Below are 18,797 nucleotides of genomic sequence, written 5' to 3'. Positions count from 1 at the left end.
CAGGCTATAAAGGCAATGGTTAACTCCGCTGTGCAGACCCCATCTTTAATCCCTCAAGTTTAGACCTGAATCCTTACTTTAAATCCTTCTCATCAGTCCTCTTGAGAGGACTTCAGCTATGAGACGGAGGTTTCAACCCTCGTCGGACTCCGCTATGAGACGGGGGTTTCAAGCACATTGAACTATTGCACCAGTCCTAAAATTCAAACAATCAATCCCAACCCCAATCCAAAAAAATGCTATAATATCCACTTTAATTGCTAAACTTATCCCGCCAGCAGAGAACACAGGAAAATAATATGATGATTATTACCTCCCAACAAATTGCCCAGTTTCGCTCGCAATTAGCCGAATATCCCGAAGCCCTAAAAGCCCTAGACGCAATCGAAGATTGCGAAGGTAACATCGAAGATGCAGCGATATCTCTAGCAATTCAAGCCGGACAAGAACCGAATATATCAGAAAATTGGTTAGACGGATTAGCCAAAAGATGCCGCGTTGCTATCTGCAAATCCGAGGTTAAAGAAGAGTTGACAAACGGACAATTGAATGCAGCATTTAAAGATTTAGTTGCAGCAAAAATTTGCCCGGAGATTTTGGTGACTTCGGTGATTATTTATGTATTTAAAACTGGGGTGAATGATTTTTGCGAGCCTCTCGAATATAAACTGTAAAGCTATAGCTGCATTTAAAAATTAGGTGAAGCAAAGCTATCCCCAAGGGTAGGGAATCGCCCTCATTTCTCAAAACATGATACAACGAGGCGATCGCAACTCTTCTCTACCCCTTTGCACTACTGTACCCAGCCGGCCTCAAATCCGGCGACAAACCCAAAGATTTTCCCAGCAAACGAGCAAGTTGCACTAAAAAATTAGCAGTATCTTCGTCACCTTCGCGCGCCATTGAAGCCGATATCTGGATTAGCATTTGCACAAATCCCGCATCAATTAAATCGGAACGCGAACTCAAAACCTCTGGCTCTTGGCCGTTGGGACAGGTAAGCACTCGCTCGATTAAGTTCAAATAAGCCTCTTGGCGTTCTGGATTCATTTTGGCAGAAGCTCTACAGTAAATAATTTATTATTACGTTTAACTCAGTCCTGTCAATCAGGCGATCGAATAAGCGATCCCCGTTTTTACTCTAGAAACTCCATTCAGTCAGGAATAGACAGAAGCTTAAAGAAAATCTTAAGTTTCTCCATGCTAGTTTAGTCGAGGTAAGCTGCCCAGATGCGCCCCCTAAAATTCCAGCTAAGCTGCGCCAATAATAACCCTAAGATTCAAGGGAATTAAGAATATACAAAATGAAAATAGGAATATTTTTAGGAAATCTAGGAAACCCCGCCATCTACTATCCCAAACTTGCCACAATTACCGGCGGAGTCGCGGCGAGTATTTTTCTTTGCCAATTATTGCAATGGCAATCACAAAATTCCAACTCCGGCGAATGGGTAAAAACTAACAGCAGCGAAATAGAAAAAGCTACCGGTTTAAATCACGAAGAACAAGAACTCGCGAGACGCCTGCTCAAAGTGCGATCGCTCCTGAAAGAAAAATTAACAAATCCCAACACGGACACCCTAGAACTCTGGGCGGACATTGACGCTTTCGAGGAAAAACTCAATAACTTTTGGACACCGAATCCGCCAGATATTATAACACCGATAAGTCGCGAAAACAACAATCACCCTGTAGAAATTTTCCGCGAAACATCACCCCCAAATCATGTAGTTAAAACCGACAAATATTTCGGGCAACCCCGCCAGCAAATAGCCGTTGCTGTCACCCCGAATTACCGATTTAGCGGCCCTTGGAATTCCCAAGAACAACTGCACAACTTTCAGCGAGCTTTAGAAGCATATGCTCAAGAGCGCAACTTAGGATTTGGCAATCCTTCTGGATGGGCATTTAAAATTATTGACAGCATGACAAAAGGCTTAACCTCGACTTTTTGGGATGAATTTATCGCCGGAATTCCTTTAGGAGAAAGTCAGAAAGTCAAGCGAGATTGGGAAATCGAACCGGAAGTGCCTTATCCTGCCTTTGAAGAGGAGCGAATTCAGTATTACGTGCACAAAGGCGAACCGCTGGAAGCAGCAGTCTCTAAAGCCCGTGCTGATTTGAGAAACCCGGTTTTAGGCAAAGATTTGTGGGAGGGATTTTTGCGAAAGTGCGATCGCATTGCTGATGATGCACTCAAAGCAAAACAGCAGGGAGTTGACACACCATATCTGCCCTCTTCCTTCAACGAAAAACCGCAAATCACCAAGGATAGCGTAATGCGGAAATTAGGGGCGCTCGCACCTCAATTTGCCTTAAATCAATCCCTATGTGAAATAGTTCCTGAACCGCCCAACATCGAACTAAAAGAGCCACCAACCGCCGCCGAAATCCCCAGTATTTCCTCTTTGCAAAAAGCTTACAAAACTCCTCTGGGCCGAAGTATAGTTGAAAAACAAATCGCTGCAAACCCCGACTGGGGTTACGAAATAGTTGACGGCGAAATAGTCGAATCTATCCCTTTTTAATGAGGCTGATATGAAAGGAATTAGCGATATCAATCCGCTGGGAGAAGAGCGACCAAATCCTTCTGAGGAAGAGAGAGAAAAACTGCGGGGGGAAAGGTGGCAGCGAGAAAGAGATGAAGCATATCAAATGTTAGTTGAACTCTGCAATTTGGGCGAATATGACATGGCCCAGCAGTTAGCCAATCGACATTTTAATTGGGGTTATGAAATAGTTGATGGGATTGTGATGGAAAGGATAGATTAGGTTTGTTGTCACCCTACGATTGAAATCGCGTCTACTTTCATGGGCAGGCAAGATGCCTGTTCCTAAGAATGGTGTAAGTGGACTACCGCAATGTCTATGTTAGAATTCTAACTAAAACTTAAATAACTATCAAACTATGACAACTATTAATGCCAAAAACCTAACGTTAGCAGAAGTACACCGTCTGTTCGGCTTTCAAAAACAGTACACTAACTCATTTACCTCTGTGTTATCCCTTGAAGATATCACAGAACACGAACAGCAGGAAATTATCCAAATTAGGGATGACTTCGATGACTACATTTCAACGGATCGAGTTTCTGAAGGATTGGTAAAAGCTCTGACTACCTTTCCCTTAATGCGATTGGCTGGCTTCTACCGCCGCCCGATTAGAATTAGTTTAGAACAAGACCTCGCCGAAATTAGCATTGAAGATGAAGATACTATCATTAAAGGAAGATTTGATATCTTAGCAGTCAACAGGATAAAACCCATCAGAAGCGATACATATTTTGTTGTTTTGGTTATTGAAAGTAAGAATTCTGGAATCAACGCATTGATGGGTTTATCCCAATTTCTAACCTATGCTTATCAAAATTTAAAATATCAGGATACAATCTGGGGCTTGACAACAAACGGAATGCACTATCAGTTCGTCAATATTCAGGGGGGCAATAACCAAACCTATCAGTTAATGCCTTTGCTAAACCTGATGGAGTCAGACTCTTCAATTTTGTTGCTGCAAGTGCTAAAAGCTATTTGCAAACTATAAAAAAAGAGGCAGGGAAAATTCCCCGCCTCCAATCTGCAATGACTGTTAACCTAAAATTTAGATTAGTCAGCCAATACTTTTTAGTAGCCTCTGGTGTTAGGCTTGTGCACGATGAAGCTCAGCACTTGGCACTGCTTCACGTTGTCAAAACCCATGACGCGGATGTAGCAACTAGGATTATCTTGACGGCAAGCTTGAACTTCTGTCATGATTTCTTGGACGCTGCGAGCACCAAACAAAGGCAGCTTCCACAGAGTCCAATAGCGCATTTCAGCAGCAGAGGTTTCGTTGAATTCTACGCCGGGAATGTAACCTTGATCCAAGATGTACTGGAGTTGCTTGGCAATTTGGGCGTCTGTCAGGGGGGGCAAATAGGACAGAGTTTCGTAACGACGCTCTTTAGGTAAAGTCTTCATTTTGTGTATCTCTAAGGTGTGTGTTCGATCGCACTTGTCGATCGATTAACTCGACAAATTATCCAGATTCGGTTCAGAATCTATTGATGTTTCAGGATTACTGCTAGGAACAGACCAATTAAGTTGCGTAGTTCGCTCTAAATGCTGGCGTCTGTGTTCCATATTCGCCTGTTGAATGTTAGTGCGAACCATTTCAGGCAAAAAATCTGTCACATCCTGGGCCAGAGATTCTCGCACAGTCATGATCCGAAATCCCAAATCTTGATTTTCCAACAACAATTCTTGAATGTAAGCTTCTCCATCTTGGATTTTGCCCGTTGAGGAAAAGTTGCTCAACCAGATTGCCACAGGAGGATTGGTCTCGCTCAACTGAGCGACCACAACCCGCACGGATTGATAGGTTAGGTAACTTGCCAGCACCTTAGCGGTGTCTTTCGCAACTTGTTTGAGATCCATTTTTGACCCCAGCTCCCTCAAATTTTAGATTTTGGATTTTAGATTTTGGATGCAAACTTACTGGTAAATCTTCTTCAAAGATAAAGACTCCACAGCAAGTTTGCTACCTAAAACCTAAATTCTCAAACCCAAAATCATCAAACGGTATCCATTGCCTCGAACTCAAACTTGATTTCTTTCCAGAGTTCGCAAGCAACAGCCAGTTCAGGAGACCATTTGCAAGCTTCGCGGATCACGTCGCCGCCTTCGCGCATCAAGTTGCGACCTTCGTTACGAGCTTGGACGCAAGCTTCCAAAGCAACGCGGTTAGCAGTTGCACCAGGTGCATTACCCCAAGGGTGGCCCAAGGTGCCGCCGCCGAACTGCAAGCAGGAGTCGTCGCCGAAGATTTCCACCAAAGCCGGCATGTGCCAGATGTGGATACCACCAGAAGCAACCGGCATGACACCGGGCATGGAGGCCCAATCTTGGGTGAAGTAAATACCGCGGCTGCGGTCTTCTTCGATGTGGTCTTCGCGCATCAAGTCTACGAAGCCCATCGTGATGCCTTTTTCGCCTTCGAGTTTGCCCACAACTGTACCGGAGTGCAGGTGGTCGCCGCCGGACATCCGCAAGCACTTGGCAAGCACGCGGAAGTGGATACCGTGGTTTTTCTGACGGTCGATAACTGCGTGCATGGCGCGGTGGATGTGCAGCAAAATACCATTGCGGCGGCACCATTTAGCCAAGGTGGTGTTAGCAGTGAAACCACCTGTCAGGTAGTCGTGCATGATGATCGGGGTTTTGATTTCTTTAGCGAACTCAGCCCGTTCCATCATTTCTTCGCAGGTGGGGGCAGTTACGTTGAGGTAGTGACCCTTGACTTCGCCGGTTTCTGCTTGAGCTTTTTCAATAGCTTCTTGAACGAACAAGAAGCGATCGCGCCAGCGCATGAACGGTTGCGAGTTGATGTTTTCGTCGTCTTTGGTGAAGTCCAAACCGCCGCGCAGAACTTCGTAAACGGCACGGCCGTAGTTCTTAGCAGACAGACCCAATTTGGGTTTAATTGTACAGCCCAGCAAAGGACGACCGTACTTGTTCAATTTGTCCCGCTCAACGGTAATACCGTGAGGAGGGCCTTGGAAGGTTTTCAAGTAAGCAATGGGAATCCGCAAGTCTTCCAACCGCAGAGCGCGCAGAGCTTTGAAACCGAACACGTTACCGACCAAAGAGGTCAGCAAGTTGGTGACGGAACCTTCTTCAAACAAATCCAAAGGATAAGCAATGAAGCAGATGTACTGGTTGTCTTCACCGGGAACTGGCTCGATGTCGTAGCAGCGACCTTTGTAGCGGTCGAGGTCGGTCAGGAGGTCAGTCCACACAGTTGTCCATGTACCTGTGGAAGATTCAGCAGCTACAGCAGCGCCTGCTTCTTCAGGGGGTACTCCCGGCTGCGGTGTTACCCGGAAAGCCGCCAAAACATCTGTATCCTTTGGGGTGTAGTCCGGCGTGTAATACGTTAGTTTATAGTCTTGAACTCCGGCTTTATACCCAGCCTTTGATTGAGTTTGGGTTTGCGCGTAAGCCATATCTCGCTTCCTAGTATTCGCTTAATTTTTTTGCCCGATCGCAGGCTGTTAAAAATATATCAATAAAATGGCGCTCTCAGATTTTAATATTCTTTTAATCATCATAAGTATTATTTATTTTGCTTTACATTAGGCAAATATTTGTAACATATCTTATGAAAAGCCAGCGACGAAGGATGCAGGAGGAAAGGTTGGGGATCGCACAGCGGCGAGGAATTTCGCTCGCTCGAAAGATATGGTGCAGCGAGCCGAACAGCGGATCAATACGGTTTATGTAAAGAATTTAATACTTAAAAATCAGAATTAGTAACGAGTAATGAGCCAGGGCTAAGTAGTTAGAAATACCTAAAGTTGTGGATTGCTGTTGAGATCGATCTCAACAGCAATCCAGTATGCAATCTAAAATCCAAAATCCAAAATCTAAAATCTAAAATCCCGTGACTTCCAGACCGTCAACTCAAAAATCGACAGCATACCACATAATATGGACAGGACTTGTGCAGCAAGAGCAAGCTCGTTTCTCAAACCAAATCCGTCGTTACAGCCATTTAACCTCGCTGAAAACCGGGTTCCTGCGTTAGCTGCGCGTAAGTCTAGTATGGATATTTAGCCCCATTTTTACTCTGGTTGTGCCTCACCCCTCTTCAAAAGCCGTTCACTGCATCAATCCAGATTGCCCAAGGCCCTACCCTCAGACTTGGGGCAACAATTTTTGTCATAGTTGCGGGGCTCCCCTGCGACTAAAAAATCGCTACGTGCCTGTAGAAAGCCTCGGTTCCGGGGGTTTTGCAGCGATTTTCACAGTCTGGGACACAGAAACTCAAACCGATCGCGTCCTGAAAGTGTTGCTCGAAACTTCCGCGAAAGCCCTGAAGCTGTTCGAGCAAGAAGCTTGGGTTTTGGCAGGCTTGCGACACCCAGGCGTCCCGAGAGTCGAGCCTGACGGTTATTTTCACGTCCAAACGCAAAATTTTGCAGGTGGGGAGGGAAATCCTGCGGCGAAGCGGCTGCCTTGTTTGGTAATGGAAAAGATTCACGGCAAAACTTTAGAAGAGGTTCTCGACGAGCACCCTCAGGGTTGTCCGCAGGAATGGGTGTTTAGTTGGCTGAGTCAAGCTGTGGAAATTTTAGAGGAGTTGCACAGGTCTCAGATTATTCACCGCGACATTAAACCCTCAAATTTGATGCTGCGAGACCCGGAATCGCCCCAAGTTTTGCTAAGCAAGGGTTTGGGCGGACTGCAATTGGTGACGATCGACTTTGGGGGAGTTAAACAGATGGGCGGTGTCGAATCCGTGGGGAAAGATTCTCCGAGTTCGACGCGGTTGATTTCGCCCGGGTACAGTCCGCCGGAACAAATTGTGGGCGGCGGTGTGGTGCCGGCGACGGATTTTTATGCCCTGGGGCGGACTTGCATTCACTTGCTGACGGGGAAGTATCCGGCGGAAATTGAAGATCCGATGACGGGAGAGTTGCGGTGGCGCCACATTGTATCTGTGAGTCCGGCTTTGGCGAATTTGTTGGACGATATGGTGCGATCGAATGTGCAGCAGCGTCCGGCGACGGCTGGCGATGTTCGGGCGCGTTTGCAGGAGATTTATGCTAGGAGTAAGGGCAAAATCGCGATCGCCCCTGCGGGTCAAGCTATTTTAGAATTCTGCCGGCAAGTAGTGGTGGCGGGGGCACAAAAAACTGTCAGCCTGACTGGTTTTGTGTTCGGCGCGATCGCTCAAATCGTGGTAGCTTCTCTGGATACAGGCTGGGAAATGGTGCTGGGTGCCGTTGGTGGAAGTGCGGGGGCCCTCGGCGGTTTGGTTTTGGGTTATGCTTCGCCTCTAGGCCCGGAAATTGCCAGTTTTCTGAATGAAGGTTTGCAGCAATTAATGCCTAACATGACTTTCGCTGTCGGGCCGGAAGTGCTGCTGTTTGGGTTTGCGGGGTTCGGAACTGCGATCGGTTTGACGGATGCGGGGAGTTTTCGCCAGCAAAAACAGTATTGGCTGTCTGGATTGATGGGAGCTCAGGGTTATTTGTTGGCGGGTTTGTGCTGGATGGAAGCAACAGCTTCTAGCGGTGTGCAGGGGGTTATTTTGGGAGCTTTTGCGATCGCCTCTTTGACTGTGGGAATGGGTTTGCGGAGCCATCAATTAGTTCACGCTTTGGTTGTGGCTGTTTTCTCTACGGGAATGTTTCTGTTGCTGAATGCTTGGAACATTTTTCCGGGGAGTTTCTTTGGGATTTTGTCACTGTCTAACGTTACCTTCGGCTGGCTGCAAGTTTGGGGCTCCATTGTGTTCTTTGGTTTGTTGGGAAGTGCGATCGGGCTTTGTTTGGGAGTTAGTCATTATTTAGTTGTGCCTTTGTTGCGGTGGTTGGGGTGGAAGTAGGAATTAATTAAACATTAAACATTTCACCTCAGATTCATATCCCCCTAAATTTCACTTAAAAATATTCACTTTGGGTAATCTTGTCCCCCCCTTGTTAAGGGGATATAGGCGCGCTCTCCGGCTTTGAAAACTATTGTGGGGCGGGCCGGAGAGGTCGCCAAAAAATCTACAATTTAGATGCTAGACAGCTTATAATCATGAAGAACATTAAATAATAGCCTCCGAGTGCCATGTCCAAAATATTATTAGAATCCTTTCGGACAGCCTATGCAAATATGGAGTTATCGCCGCTGATAACTCCGAAAGAAGTCGAGAACTTCCGAGTAGAATACGGGACAGAAGTGCTTGAAGAATTAGAGCAATTAGTCGAAGATGATCCTTCCGGTAGCGGTAAAATTATTTTTACAGGACATCGCGGCTGCGGTAAATCTACACTGTTGGCTGAGTTTTGCCGCCAGATGGACGATCGCTATTTTACAGTCTTTTTCTCGATTTCCGACTTAATCGAAATGTCGGATGTTAATCATATTAATATTTTGTTTGCGATCGCTGTTCAGTTGATGGATGCAGCCGAAAAACAGCAAATTCCCATCAAACAATCAATTAAAGAATCATTTTATAACTGGTTTGCCACTAAAACTAAAACAAAAATTGACGAATTGGGCGCCAGCGGATCGGTGGGTTTTAACTTGTTTAAGATGATTCAAGGCAAGTTAAAAGCTGATGCGACGATTCGCGAGGAAATCAAACAAGAGTTTATTCGCAAAGTTTCTGATTTGGTTGCGACAATTAACCAGATTGCTGCCGTAGTTCTAGAAGGCGCGAAAAAAGACATAATCGTGGTGATTGATGACCTGGATAAGTTAGATTTAGGTGTAGTTCGCCAAGTTTATCAAGAACATATTAAAGCGCTTTTCTTGCCCAATTTTAGGATAATTTTAACAACTCCTATTTCGGCGCTGCGAGATGTCTCTTTGGCCGCTACCGTGGAAACGGAAACTAACAATCAAGTCGTGTTTATGCCAGTAACTAAGCTGTTTAAACGGGGGGAAAGCCGGAATGCTGATGCTGTTGCAATGCCGGAACCGGCGGCGAGATTGAAAGAGATTTTAGCTAAACGCTTGGGAAGCGAATTGATCGAACCGGAAACACTCGATCGCGTTGTCGCATACAGCGGTGGAGTATTGCGAGAATTGATTAGAATTGCTAACGAATGCTGCCGCATTTGTTTGCGGTTGGTGCGACGGAATCCAGAAGCGGCGATTAAAATTAATGCTGAGGTGTTTGAGGAAGCGATTAATAAATTGCGGATCGATTTTGATACCCGTTTAGGAACAACTGATTATGAGATGTTGATAGCAACTTACAGAGATTTTAAACCTGCTGACCCGAAAGCACAAGGATTTTTGGACTTGTTGCATGGGTTATATGTTTTGGAATATCGCAATGCTGTTTTGTGGTACGACATTCACCCGATCGTGCTAGAATTGTTAAGGCAGCGGGATGATTTTCCGCGTGAATAATTTCTTTGATACTCAACAATTAAACTCGGCGGTTGAAACCGCTAGCAACGCGATCGCACAAATTTTCGGCTCAGCAAAGCGGGACTAAGGTAATGTCTGAGTCCAAAGTCGATCCCCCCTAGCCCCCCTTATTAAGGGGGGGACAAGAGTGTTCTCAAAGTCCCCCTTATTAAGGGGGATTTAGGGGGATCGAGACTTCGATACAAATGACAATCAATTATGTCGAATCTCAACAGTCAAAACCAAGATAATTATGAAGATTTACTCGTGTCAATTGAAGCGGGTAAAGATATTCTCAACTTGCTAATCGCAGTTTGCGATGATAGCGACTGTCGCGATCGCCTGATTTCGGATTATGAAGCAGAACTCGAACCGGATATCCGCCGCTATCGCGTAGAATTGGCGAGGGGTGAACCCAGTTTGCGATCGGCGATCGCCAATTTAGTCGAACAAGAAGCATATTTGCAGCAGCGGGGAAAAGCCGTGATCACCGTGACGGGTGTGGAAAAACTGCGGTTTTTTAAACAACTTGGCGAAAGTCGATCGGAACAAGAAGTGTTTTTTGGCTATTTGCAATGGACGCGGGAAGCATTGCGGGAGTTTCCGTTTTCGATTGTCTTGTGGGTGACGCGACAAATTGAAATTCTGATTAGCAATGAATCTCCTGATTTTTGGAGTTGGCGCAAAGGTGTGTTTCGCTTTGATACGAAAAAAACTGCGGCTGTTCCCAAAACTGAATTTGAACCGTTTCGATCGCTAGTTGAAGAGGACGATCGCGAACCGCCGAGTTTGATTCCGCTCGAAGATTTGCAGGATTTAATCGCGCGAACGGAACAGAAAAAAGGACTCGAAGACCCCTGTTTGGCAAGTCTTTATGCCAGTATGGGGAAGATTTATGACAGAAGGATAGAGTCTGGAGAGTGCGAAAACTTTCAGCAAGAGTATGAATTGGCGATCGAGTATTTTAAAAAGGCGATCGCCCTTCAACAAGAGTTAGATGTGGAACTGGAATTATCAAGTAGTTTAAGTTACCTTGCCGAACTTTATAAATCCCAAGGAAGGTACTCGGAAGCAGAACCGCTGTATTTGCAAGCATTAGAAATAGACAGGCGCTCGCTCCCAGAAGACCATCCGGGTTTAGCCACTCACCTCAACAATTTAGCGGAACTTTATCGTCACCAAGGCAGGTACTCGGAAGCGGAACCGCTGTATTTGCAAGCAGTGGAAATAGACAGGCGATCGCTCCCTAAAGACCATCCAAGTTTAGCTATTCGCCTCAACAATTTAGCCGGACTTTATCGTTCCCAAGGCAGGTACTCGGAAGCAGAACCGCTGTATTTGCAAGTAGTGGAAATAGACAGGCGATCGCTCCCAGAAGACCATCCCAGTTTAGCAACTCACCTCAACAATTTAGCCGGACTTTATCGTTCCCAAGGCAGGTACTCGGAAGCAGAACCGCTGTGTTTGCAAGCTGTGGAAATTCTTCGCAGCAAATTACCAGAAAACCACCCCAACATTCAGATTGTGTGGGAAAATTATGTTGGGCTGTGGCGGGAAGGAATCAGTAAATGGCATTGGACATTTGAGCAATTGCAAAAACATCCTTTCGGGGAACAGTTATTAGCAGAAATTCAGGAATAAATAAAGATATCGCTCAGTTATAAATATTGTTAAAATGTACAATATGCAGCCTAAATAGTAAATTATTTAGTTGATCACTCGCAGCTTATACATAGTGCTGAGGCGCACCATTGCAGGCGTGCATTGAGTTTTTGCTGGTGCGTGAGGCGCTGAATTAATCTGCTCAATTTTTTGTGACAATTCTTAATCGCCGCGCCTCACACACCCTACAATATGGATTGTATATAATTTATTATATTTGATATTATAAGTAATAGCAGGAGATAATATTATATTTTTGCACTAAAATGTCAGTCACTACTCATCAATTAATTCAGTGGAAACAACAAGGGCGGTCAATTGTTGCCCTGACAGCTTATGATTATGCGATCGCCCAACTCATCGATCAAGCAGGCGTAGATATCATCCTAGTCGGCGATTCCCTCGCCATGACAGTCTTAGGCTACGACACAACCCTACCCATAACCCTCGATGAAATGCTGCACCACGCTAAAGCTGTGCGCCGTGGAGTTAAACAAGCATTAATTGTGGTAGATTTGCCGTTTTTGACTTACCAAGAAAGTCCCCAGCAAGCCATGCACTCTGCCGGGAGAGCTTTGAAAGAAACTGGCGCTCAAGCTGTAAAATTAGAAGGTGGATATCCAGCAATGGCCGCCACAGTTTCGCAGCTAACATCCGCCGGAATTCCGGTGATGGGGCACGTTGGTTTAACTCCGCAGTCGGTACACCAACTCGGCTACAAAAAACAAGGAAAAACGGCCGAAGCAGCCGATCGCATCATAGCAGAGTCGATCGCGCTTCAAGAAGCAGGTGCCTTTGCGATCGTCTTAGAACACATTCCCGCCGACTTAGCTGCTCAAATTACCCAAAAATTAACTATTCCCACCATTGGTATCGGCGCCGGGCCGCACTGCGACGGTCAAGTTTTAGTTACTTCAGATTTGTTGGGACTTTCTGAAAAACAGCCGCCTTTTGCCAAAGCTTACGCCAATTTGCGAGAAACAATTACCCAAGCTGTAAAAGATTATTCCCTCGAAGTTAGAGAAGGCAAATTTCCCGAATAGGTTCTTAGTGAGGGCTTGAGCCCTTAAAAAAAAGGACTAAAATCCTCACTACAAACCTAACTTACACTTTCGGCTGGCCCTCTTCCTCTTTCTCCTTCTCAACAGCTTCATCCTCAGATTGACCAACCCCTTCCTTAAAACTCCGCAGCGTTTTGCCCAAAGCATTTCCCAACTCAGGAATCTTCTTGGGGCCGAAAATTAGAATAGCCACCACCGCAACAATGCCCATTTCGGGCAATCCCAGACCAAACATACAAAATCTCCTGTAAAACTTGCTCGATCGTAAGTCAATCTACTGATATTGTTAAAGTATCTACCTTTTTTCCTGCATCCTGCAACAGTAGAATCAAGTTTTATTAAGCTATCCCCCGATAAATAGGAATGTTAGAAATATCCCAGCCTTCCCTGCGCGACCAACAGCACCATCTCATCCGCGATTTAGCCGATCGGATGGAAGCAGTATGGCACCGCTATCTCGACCTCGAACCCTACCACCTGCCCGCTGAGTTGGGATATGTAGAAGGCCGCTTGGAAGGAGAAAAACTGATCATTGAAAACCGCTGCTATCAAACGCCCCAGTTCCGCAAAATACACCTCGAACTCGCTAAAGTCGGGCCCTTGCTTGACATTCTGCACTGCGTGATGTTTCCCAGACCGAATTATGCTTTGCCGATGTTCGGTACGGATATAGTAGCAGGCAAAGGTCAAGTTAGCGCCGCGATCGCAGACCTTTCTCCCCTCAATCCCGATCGAACTTTGTCGGAAACCTACCGAACCCAACTGGCAATATTGCCGATCGATCAATTTTCTTGTCCCCGCCAAATTCCCGAATGGGGGGATATTTTCTCAGAATTTTGTCTGTTTGTGCGGCCAGAGTCGATCGAAGAAGAAAGCAGATTTCTGGACATAGTTGAATCCTACGTTGAAATTCACTGCAAACAGGCAGTCGCTTCCGAACCAGTCTCTGCCGCCGAAGCCTCGAAAATTCTCGACGCTCAAATTTACTACTGCACCCAGCAGCAGCAAAACGACAAAACCCGTCGCATACTCGAAAAAGCTTTCGGTAAAGATTGGGCCGAACATTACATGACCGAGGTGCTTTTTGATATCCCTAAATAGCTGAAATTGGTTTACAATACTTCACAGTGGGTGAAAAAAACTTAATCAGGAAATCACCTACTTTATAAGTCATGGGAAAGGAATCACGGGTCAAGGATAAATCATTTTTAAAACCCCCAGGACGACGAATCATCGGTTTAGCGATCGCCGCCACGGTCGTTACCACAGGAGTCGGTTTTTGGCAAGTATCTCAAATTAGAAAAGCCGAAGAGTTAAAGGCAGCGGCGGCTGCAGCGGCGGCTGCAACTTCCGTCGCCACCCGCAACAGCGTCACAGCTTTGGGTAGGTTGACTCCCCAGGGGGAAGTTATCAAATTGTCGGCCCCTTCTGCGTCGGAGGGAGCAAGAATTGAACAGTTGCAGGTGGAAGAGGGCGATCGAGTCAGTCAAGGACAAATCATAGCAGTTCTCGATACGCGCGATCGACTCCAAGCAATCCTCCAACAAGCCGACAAAGAAGTCAAAGTCAAACAAGCAGAATTAGCGAAAATTCAAGCAGGCGCAAAAACAGGCGTTGTCGGCGCTCAAAAAGCAGAAGTTGCCAAGTTTGAAGCACAAGTGCAAAGAGAAACCGAAGGCGAAGCAGCCAATATCGCCCGCTTAGAAGCTCAACTGCGAAGAGAAACCGAAGCCGAACAAGCTAACGTCGCCAAATTCGAGGCACAACTTCAAAGAGAAACCGAAGCCGAACAAGCTAATCTTGCCAAATTGGAGGCACAACTCGAAAGAGAAACAGAGGTGCAGCAGTCCAAATTGGCTAGGTTAGAAGCTCAATTGCGCGGCGAAATTGCCTCTCAAAACGCTACAGTCGATCGGCTAAAAGCCGAATTAACCAACGCCGAAGCCGAGGAACAACGCAATAAAGAACTCTCCCAAACAGGCGCAATTTCTGCTTCCGCCTACGACACCAAACGCTTAGCAGCAGAGACGGCTCGCCAGAGAGTAAAAGAAGCGCAAGCTGTATTAGAAAAAACAGTGCAAACACTGCAAGAGCAAATAGTCGAAACGAAAGCAACAATCAAACAAACAGTAGAAACAGGCAAGCAGGAAATCAATCAATCCCGAGCCAATCTCCGACGCAAGTTAGAAACAGGCAGGCAGGAAATTAACCAAGCCCGAGCCACCTTAAATCAAAAGATAGAAACTGGTAGAGAACAAATCAATCAAGCCGAAGCAATACTCAAACAAAAAGCAGAAACTGGCCAAGAACAAATCAATCAAGCCAAAGCCAATCTAGACCAAATTGCCGAAGTACGTCCCGAAGACGTGCAAGCCGCCCAAGCCGCCGTCGAAAGTGCGATCGCCACCAAACAAAAAGCTCAAGTAGACTTAAACCTAAGTTACGTCAAAGCACCCGTATCCGGCTACATCCTCAAAGTTCACAGCCGACAAGGAGAAGGTGTCAACACTCAAGACGGCATCGTAGAACTAGGCGGCACCGACCAAATGTACGCCGTAGCAGAAGTTTACGAAACCGACATCGCCAAAGTGCGAAACGGTCAGCGCGCAACAGTCACCAGCCCGGTTTTTACAGGCACTGTGGAAGGAACAGTCGCTCGCATCGGCAAACAAATCAGCAAAAAAGATGTCCTTAATACAGACCCCGCCGCCGACACCGACGCGAGAGTTATCGAAGTTAGAATTCGCCTCGATCCGGAATCGAGCAAGAAAGTTGCAACCCTAACAAACTTGCAGGTTGAAGTCAAAATAAATATCTAAATTTTACGTTGATAAGACTTACGGATGGGGACTCAAGCAACCGGGTGTTTTACCGATATTAAGGGTTTGAATCAAATATAAGGGCAAAAAAATCGGTTTCTCAACACCCGTGCTTAACTCTTAAAATTATTCACTCTCAAATTCTAAATCTAAAATTTAAAATCTAAAATCTAAAATAGACTATTATGGCAAAAATACCACTAGCTTGGGCACAATTAACCCGCGAAAAAATGCGCTTAGTAATCGCGCTAGCCGGCATAGGATTTGCTGACTTGCTAATGTTTATGCAGTTTGGATTTAGAGACGCGCTATTTGAAAGCTCCATCACCTTTCACTCGAAGTTAAAAGGAGATATTTTTATCAGCAGCACCCAGTCTACGGCTTTAATAGCCATGAAAAGTTTTCCCCAGCGTCGCTTGTATCAAGCTTTGAGTTTTGACGGCGTTACAGCAATTAGTCCCGTATATTTAGGCTTTGGATTGTGGAAAAATCCCGACCCCAACCAGCGCAATACCCGCCAATTGATGGTAATCGGTTTTGACCCCGCTCATCCCATCTTTGATCTGCCTGAAATCCAAAATAATTTGGACAAAATCAAAATGTCGGATGTGGTTTTATTTGACCAAGCTTCCCGGCCGGAGTTTGGGCCGGTAGCAGAATATTTCAAACAGGGAAAAGTTGTTGAAACTGAAGTTGACAATCGCCGCGTTAGGGTAAATGGTTTATTTACTATAGGGGCCTCTTTCGGTGCAGACGGAAATCTTGTCACCAGCGATTTGAACTTTATACGGATTTTTTCGACGCGGAGAACAAGAGGTTTAATCGATATAGGTATTGTTCACTTGCAGCCGGGAACAGATGTTAAGGCTGTTGTTGATAAAATGAGGGCAGCTTTGCCGAACGATGTGAGAATTTCTACTAAAGAAGAGTTTGTAGATTTTGAAAAAAAATATTGGCAGGAAAGTACCTCAATCGGATTTGTTTTCACACTCGGCGCGGCAATGGGATTTATCGTTGGGATAGTGATTGTTTATCAAATTCTTTATACTGATGTTACCGATCATTTACCAGAATACGCTACGCTCAAGGCGATGGGATATAAGGATGTTTACTTTTTGGGTGTGGTGTTTCAAGAGGCTTTGATTTTGGCAATTCTTGGCTATTTGCCAGGGTTTGGAGTTTCTTTGGTGCTGTACAATTTAGGGAGAAGTGCTACGAGTTTGCCGATGTATATGACTTTGGCGAAAGCTATGACTGTTTTTATTATGACAGTGGTCATGTGTGCTGTGTCGGGGGCGATCGCAGTTAGGAAGTTGCAGGCGGCTGACCCGGCGGATATTTTTTAAGGAAGGAAGAAGGAAGAAGGAAGAAGGAAGAAGGAAGAAGGAATTACCAATTACCAATTACCAATGAATACTTTACCAGTTGTCTCGATTAAAAATCTCAATCATTCCTTCGGCGAAGGACAACTTCGCAAACAAACATTATTTGACATCAACCTCGAAATTTATCCGGGCGAAATCGTGCTGATGACTGGGCCTTCTGGGTCTGGTAAAACAACATTGTTAACCTTGATTGGAGCTTTGCGATCGATCCAAGAAGGTAGTCTTAAAATTCTTGGCCAAGAATTGCGGGGAACGCCGAAAAATAAATTAGTTAAAATCCGCCGCGACATCGGCTATATTTTCCAAGCTCACAATTTGCTCAAATGCTTGACAGCTAGGCAAAATGTGCAAATGTCTTTAGAACTGCACAGTCATCTTTCTCCCCAAGAAACTAATGATAAAATAGAGGAAATGCTGCAAGCTGTAGGCTTGGGAGAAAGAATAGATTATTACCCGGACAGCCTTTCTGGCGGCCAGAAACAAAGAGTTGCGATCGCCCGCGCATTAGTCAGCCAGCCGAAATTAGTATTAGCAGACGAACCCACAGCAGCACTAGACAGTAAATCAGGTCGAGATGTGGTAGAAATTATGCGAGGTTTGGCAAAAGAACAGCACTGCACTATTTTGCTTGTCACGCACGACAACCGCATTTTAGACATAGCCGATCGCATTATTCACATGGAAGACGGCTACCTCGCACAAGACACATCAACAACGGTGGCAACCGGCGTTCTTTCGGCAAAATAATATTAACCCACCTACACTTATTTCCGAGAAACGGGACGCTTTCCTCCTACCTTAGCAGGACTTTTTGTCCCACCTTTGGCTGGACTTTTAGAACTACTTTTGCTACTTTTTTGACCCTTAGCTCCTACCAATTGGCCCTCAGTGGCATTTGCAGGTCTGCCGGCAGGCGTTCTCGTAGTCCTAAAGGTAACATTCACCCCTTCATTCGACTGTTCCAGCACCAACATCGGCGTCGGCTTGGCTTTTTGATCCCACTCAATATGAACGATGCGACCTTGAATTGTGGGCTGCCAACTGTCGTGGTCGTCTGAAGGACTCAGATAAGTTTCCAAACAGTCAATAATTTGATTAATTGTCGCTGATGTTGCCTGAGTCGGCAGTTTCATCAACTTAATTTGAATCCGAAACAGCACGCGTTTTTCTATTTTTATTGCCGGATCGCCAGTTTCGTATTCGATATCAAACATCGAATCCACTTGCCTGCCGCTGCCCGCATTCCCATTTTTATCTCCCACTGCCCCCTGAGTCGGACGCAGGGCAATACTAATTTTTTCTTTAACTTTTACCTTGATCTGGTTCACAATGGCAAAGTGAAAGACTTCTTCCGCCATCCGCATTCTCAGGTAGTCTAAATTAAAGTCTCGCGAGTGGATAAGGTCGGGATTCTTTTCCATCTTTAACATGGTTTCCAGAGCCATTTTGTATTTTTTCTGGAGTTCTCGATTTCTAAACTCCTCAAATTTGAGCTTTTTGCTCAAATCGTCGAGTTTTAGCTTGGTAAACACCGCTAAACCGATAAGCAATAATAACAGTAATCCCGACGCTCCCATGAAGAGTTGGTCTGAGGACGGATCTCCGGGTTTAGCCTGTTTAGGTTTGGGAGAGGCTACTGCCAACCTTGGTTCTACAAGGATTATTTGGGTTGACATGGGCTTTTAAAGGGTAAAATTTGACGCTAGATTTATACAAAACTCCAGAGTAGAGCTGGTAGTGCAACTGGATCAACCAACATTGACATCATTCCACCATCATCTTGGTACAACTGGATTTCTGCAACTGGAGCACGCACCCTCTAATTAATACTTTATCTTTAACTGCAAGCAGGTTTCCGAAATATCGGAAAATCGCGCGCTGGCACTGGCAAATAGAAATGGTGAATTGTCTGTAATATATTATACCAATATATCTAAAAAAAATGTTTGTTCGGCGGTCTCCGTTTCTAGAAAAAT

Annotated in this window: 18 protein-coding genes; 12 read left to right on the top strand and 6 right to left on the bottom strand. The window is 45.4% G+C overall.

Annotated features, from left to right (window positions below; all coding sequences use genetic code 11):
* Positions 1 to 299: 299 nt before the first annotated feature.
* Positions 300 to 674, top strand: coding sequence for a hypothetical protein (locus tag QUA47_RS15485; RefSeq protein WP_333431379.1), 375 nt, complete (start codon positions 300 to 302; stop codon positions 672 to 674).
* A gap of 106 nt (positions 675 to 780) precedes the next feature.
* On the opposite strand, the gene QUA47_RS15480 is transcribed toward QUA47_RS15485, so the two are convergent.
* Complete coding sequence (locus tag QUA47_RS15480) at positions 781 to 1,050, bottom strand: hypothetical protein (RefSeq protein ID WP_333096050.1); 270 nt, start codon at positions 1,048 to 1,050, stop codon at positions 781 to 783.
* 254 nt (positions 1,051 to 1,304) lie between these two features.
* Here QUA47_RS15480 and QUA47_RS15475 point away from each other — a divergent pair, with 254 nt between their 5' ends.
* From QUA47_RS15475 to QUA47_RS15465, 3 genes are all read left to right on the top strand, one after another.
* Positions 1,305 to 2,528, top strand: coding sequence for a hypothetical protein (locus tag QUA47_RS15475; RefSeq protein ID WP_333431378.1), 1,224 nt, complete (start codon positions 1,305 to 1,307; stop codon positions 2,526 to 2,528).
* A 10-nt stretch (positions 2,529 to 2,538) separates the two neighbouring features.
* Positions 2,539 to 2,772 (top strand): hypothetical protein, encoded by a 234-nt coding sequence (locus QUA47_RS15470; protein ID WP_006632947.1) that lies wholly within the window; start codon positions 2,539 to 2,541, stop codon positions 2,770 to 2,772.
* Between the two features lie 136 nt (positions 2,773 to 2,908).
* Positions 2,909 to 3,544 (top strand): restriction endonuclease subunit R, encoded by a 636-nt coding sequence (locus QUA47_RS15465; protein WP_333431377.1) that lies wholly within the window; start codon positions 2,909 to 2,911, stop codon positions 3,542 to 3,544.
* 80 nt (positions 3,545 to 3,624) lie between these two features.
* Here QUA47_RS15465 and QUA47_RS15460 read toward each other — a convergent pair whose 3' ends face one another.
* The 3 genes from QUA47_RS15460 to QUA47_RS15450 form a co-directional block, all read right to left on the bottom strand.
* Positions 3,625 to 3,960 (bottom strand): ribulose bisphosphate carboxylase small subunit, encoded by a 336-nt coding sequence (locus QUA47_RS15460; protein WP_006632945.1) that lies wholly within the window; start codon positions 3,958 to 3,960, stop codon positions 3,625 to 3,627.
* Between the two features lie 45 nt (positions 3,961 to 4,005).
* Entirely contained in the window at positions 4,006 to 4,416 is a 411-nt protein-coding gene (gene rcbX, locus QUA47_RS15455) for a RuBisCO chaperone RbcX (RefSeq protein WP_006632944.1), read from the bottom strand.
* Between the two features lie 137 nt (positions 4,417 to 4,553).
* A complete protein-coding gene (locus tag QUA47_RS15450; RefSeq protein WP_006632943.1) occupies positions 4,554 to 5,984 on the bottom strand; it encodes a form I ribulose bisphosphate carboxylase large subunit in 1,431 nt (476 codons plus the stop codon).
* Positions 5,985 to 6,613: 629 nt separating this feature from the next.
* On the opposite strand from QUA47_RS15450, the gene QUA47_RS15445 reads away from it, so the two are divergent.
* The 4 genes from QUA47_RS15445 to panB all read left to right on the top strand — a co-directional run bounded on the left by QUA47_RS15445 (position 6,614) and on the right by panB (position 12,599).
* Positions 6,614 to 8,371: a serine/threonine-protein kinase gene (locus QUA47_RS15445; protein WP_333431376.1), complete on the top strand. Its 1,758-nt coding sequence runs from the start codon at positions 6,614 to 6,616 to the stop codon at positions 8,369 to 8,371.
* Positions 8,372 to 8,601: 230 nt separating this feature from the next.
* A complete protein-coding gene (locus tag QUA47_RS15440; RefSeq protein WP_333431375.1) occupies positions 8,602 to 9,894 on the top strand; it encodes an AAA family ATPase in 1,293 nt (430 codons plus the stop codon).
* A 219-nt stretch (positions 9,895 to 10,113) separates the two neighbouring features.
* A complete protein-coding gene (locus tag QUA47_RS15435; RefSeq protein WP_333431373.1) occupies positions 10,114 to 11,535 on the top strand; it encodes a tetratricopeptide repeat protein in 1,422 nt (473 codons plus the stop codon).
* Positions 11,536 to 11,822: 287 nt separating this feature from the next.
* Complete coding sequence (panB, locus tag QUA47_RS15430; RefSeq protein ID WP_333431372.1) at positions 11,823 to 12,599, top strand: 3-methyl-2-oxobutanoate hydroxymethyltransferase; 777 nt, start codon at positions 11,823 to 11,825, stop codon at positions 12,597 to 12,599.
* A 61-nt stretch (positions 12,600 to 12,660) separates the two neighbouring features.
* On the opposite strand, the gene tatA is transcribed toward panB, so the two are convergent.
* Positions 12,661 to 12,852: a twin-arginine translocase TatA/TatE family subunit gene (gene tatA, locus QUA47_RS15425; protein ID WP_333431371.1), complete on the bottom strand. Its 192-nt coding sequence runs from the start codon at positions 12,850 to 12,852 to the stop codon at positions 12,661 to 12,663.
* Positions 12,853 to 12,980: 128 nt separating this feature from the next.
* Between tatA and QUA47_RS15420 the strand changes: the two genes are divergently transcribed.
* The 4 genes from QUA47_RS15420 (at position 12,981) to QUA47_RS15405 (ending at position 17,568) form a co-directional block, all read left to right on the top strand.
* Positions 12,981 to 13,718 carry a phycocyanobilin:ferredoxin oxidoreductase gene (locus tag QUA47_RS15420; protein ID WP_333431370.1) on the top strand — a complete coding sequence of 246 codons (738 nt, stop codon included), beginning with the start codon at positions 12,981 to 12,983 and terminating at the stop codon, positions 13,716 to 13,718.
* Positions 13,719 to 13,789: 71 nt separating this feature from the next.
* The gene (locus tag QUA47_RS15415) at positions 13,790 to 15,436 is read left to right on the top strand and encodes an HlyD family efflux transporter periplasmic adaptor subunit (protein WP_333431369.1); all 1,647 of its coding nucleotides are present in this window, start codon (positions 13,790 to 13,792) and stop codon (positions 15,434 to 15,436) included.
* Positions 15,437 to 15,621: 185 nt separating this feature from the next.
* Entirely contained in the window at positions 15,622 to 16,782 is a 1,161-nt protein-coding gene (devC, locus tag QUA47_RS15410; RefSeq protein ID WP_333431368.1) for an ABC transporter permease DevC, read from the top strand.
* A 63-nt stretch (positions 16,783 to 16,845) separates the two neighbouring features.
* A complete protein-coding gene (locus QUA47_RS15405) occupies positions 16,846 to 17,568 on the top strand; it encodes a DevA family ABC transporter ATP-binding protein (RefSeq protein WP_333431367.1) in 723 nt (240 codons plus the stop codon).
* A gap of 17 nt (positions 17,569 to 17,585) precedes the next feature.
* Here QUA47_RS15405 and QUA47_RS15400 read toward each other — a convergent pair whose 3' ends face one another.
* On the bottom strand, positions 17,586 to 18,497 hold the full coding sequence (locus tag QUA47_RS15400; protein ID WP_190660546.1) for a hypothetical protein: 912 nt from the start codon (positions 18,495 to 18,497) through the stop codon (positions 17,586 to 17,588).
* Between the last annotated feature and the right edge of the window lie 300 nt (positions 18,498 to 18,797).

The sequence above is a fragment of the Microcoleus sp. MON2_D5 genome, assembly GCF_036701905.1.
Classification (GTDB): Bacteria; Cyanobacteriota; Cyanobacteriia; order Cyanobacteriales; family Microcoleaceae; genus Microcoleus.
The sequence above is the reverse complement of the archived record's forward strand: the minus strand, read 5'-3'. Positions and strand labels throughout refer to the sequence as shown.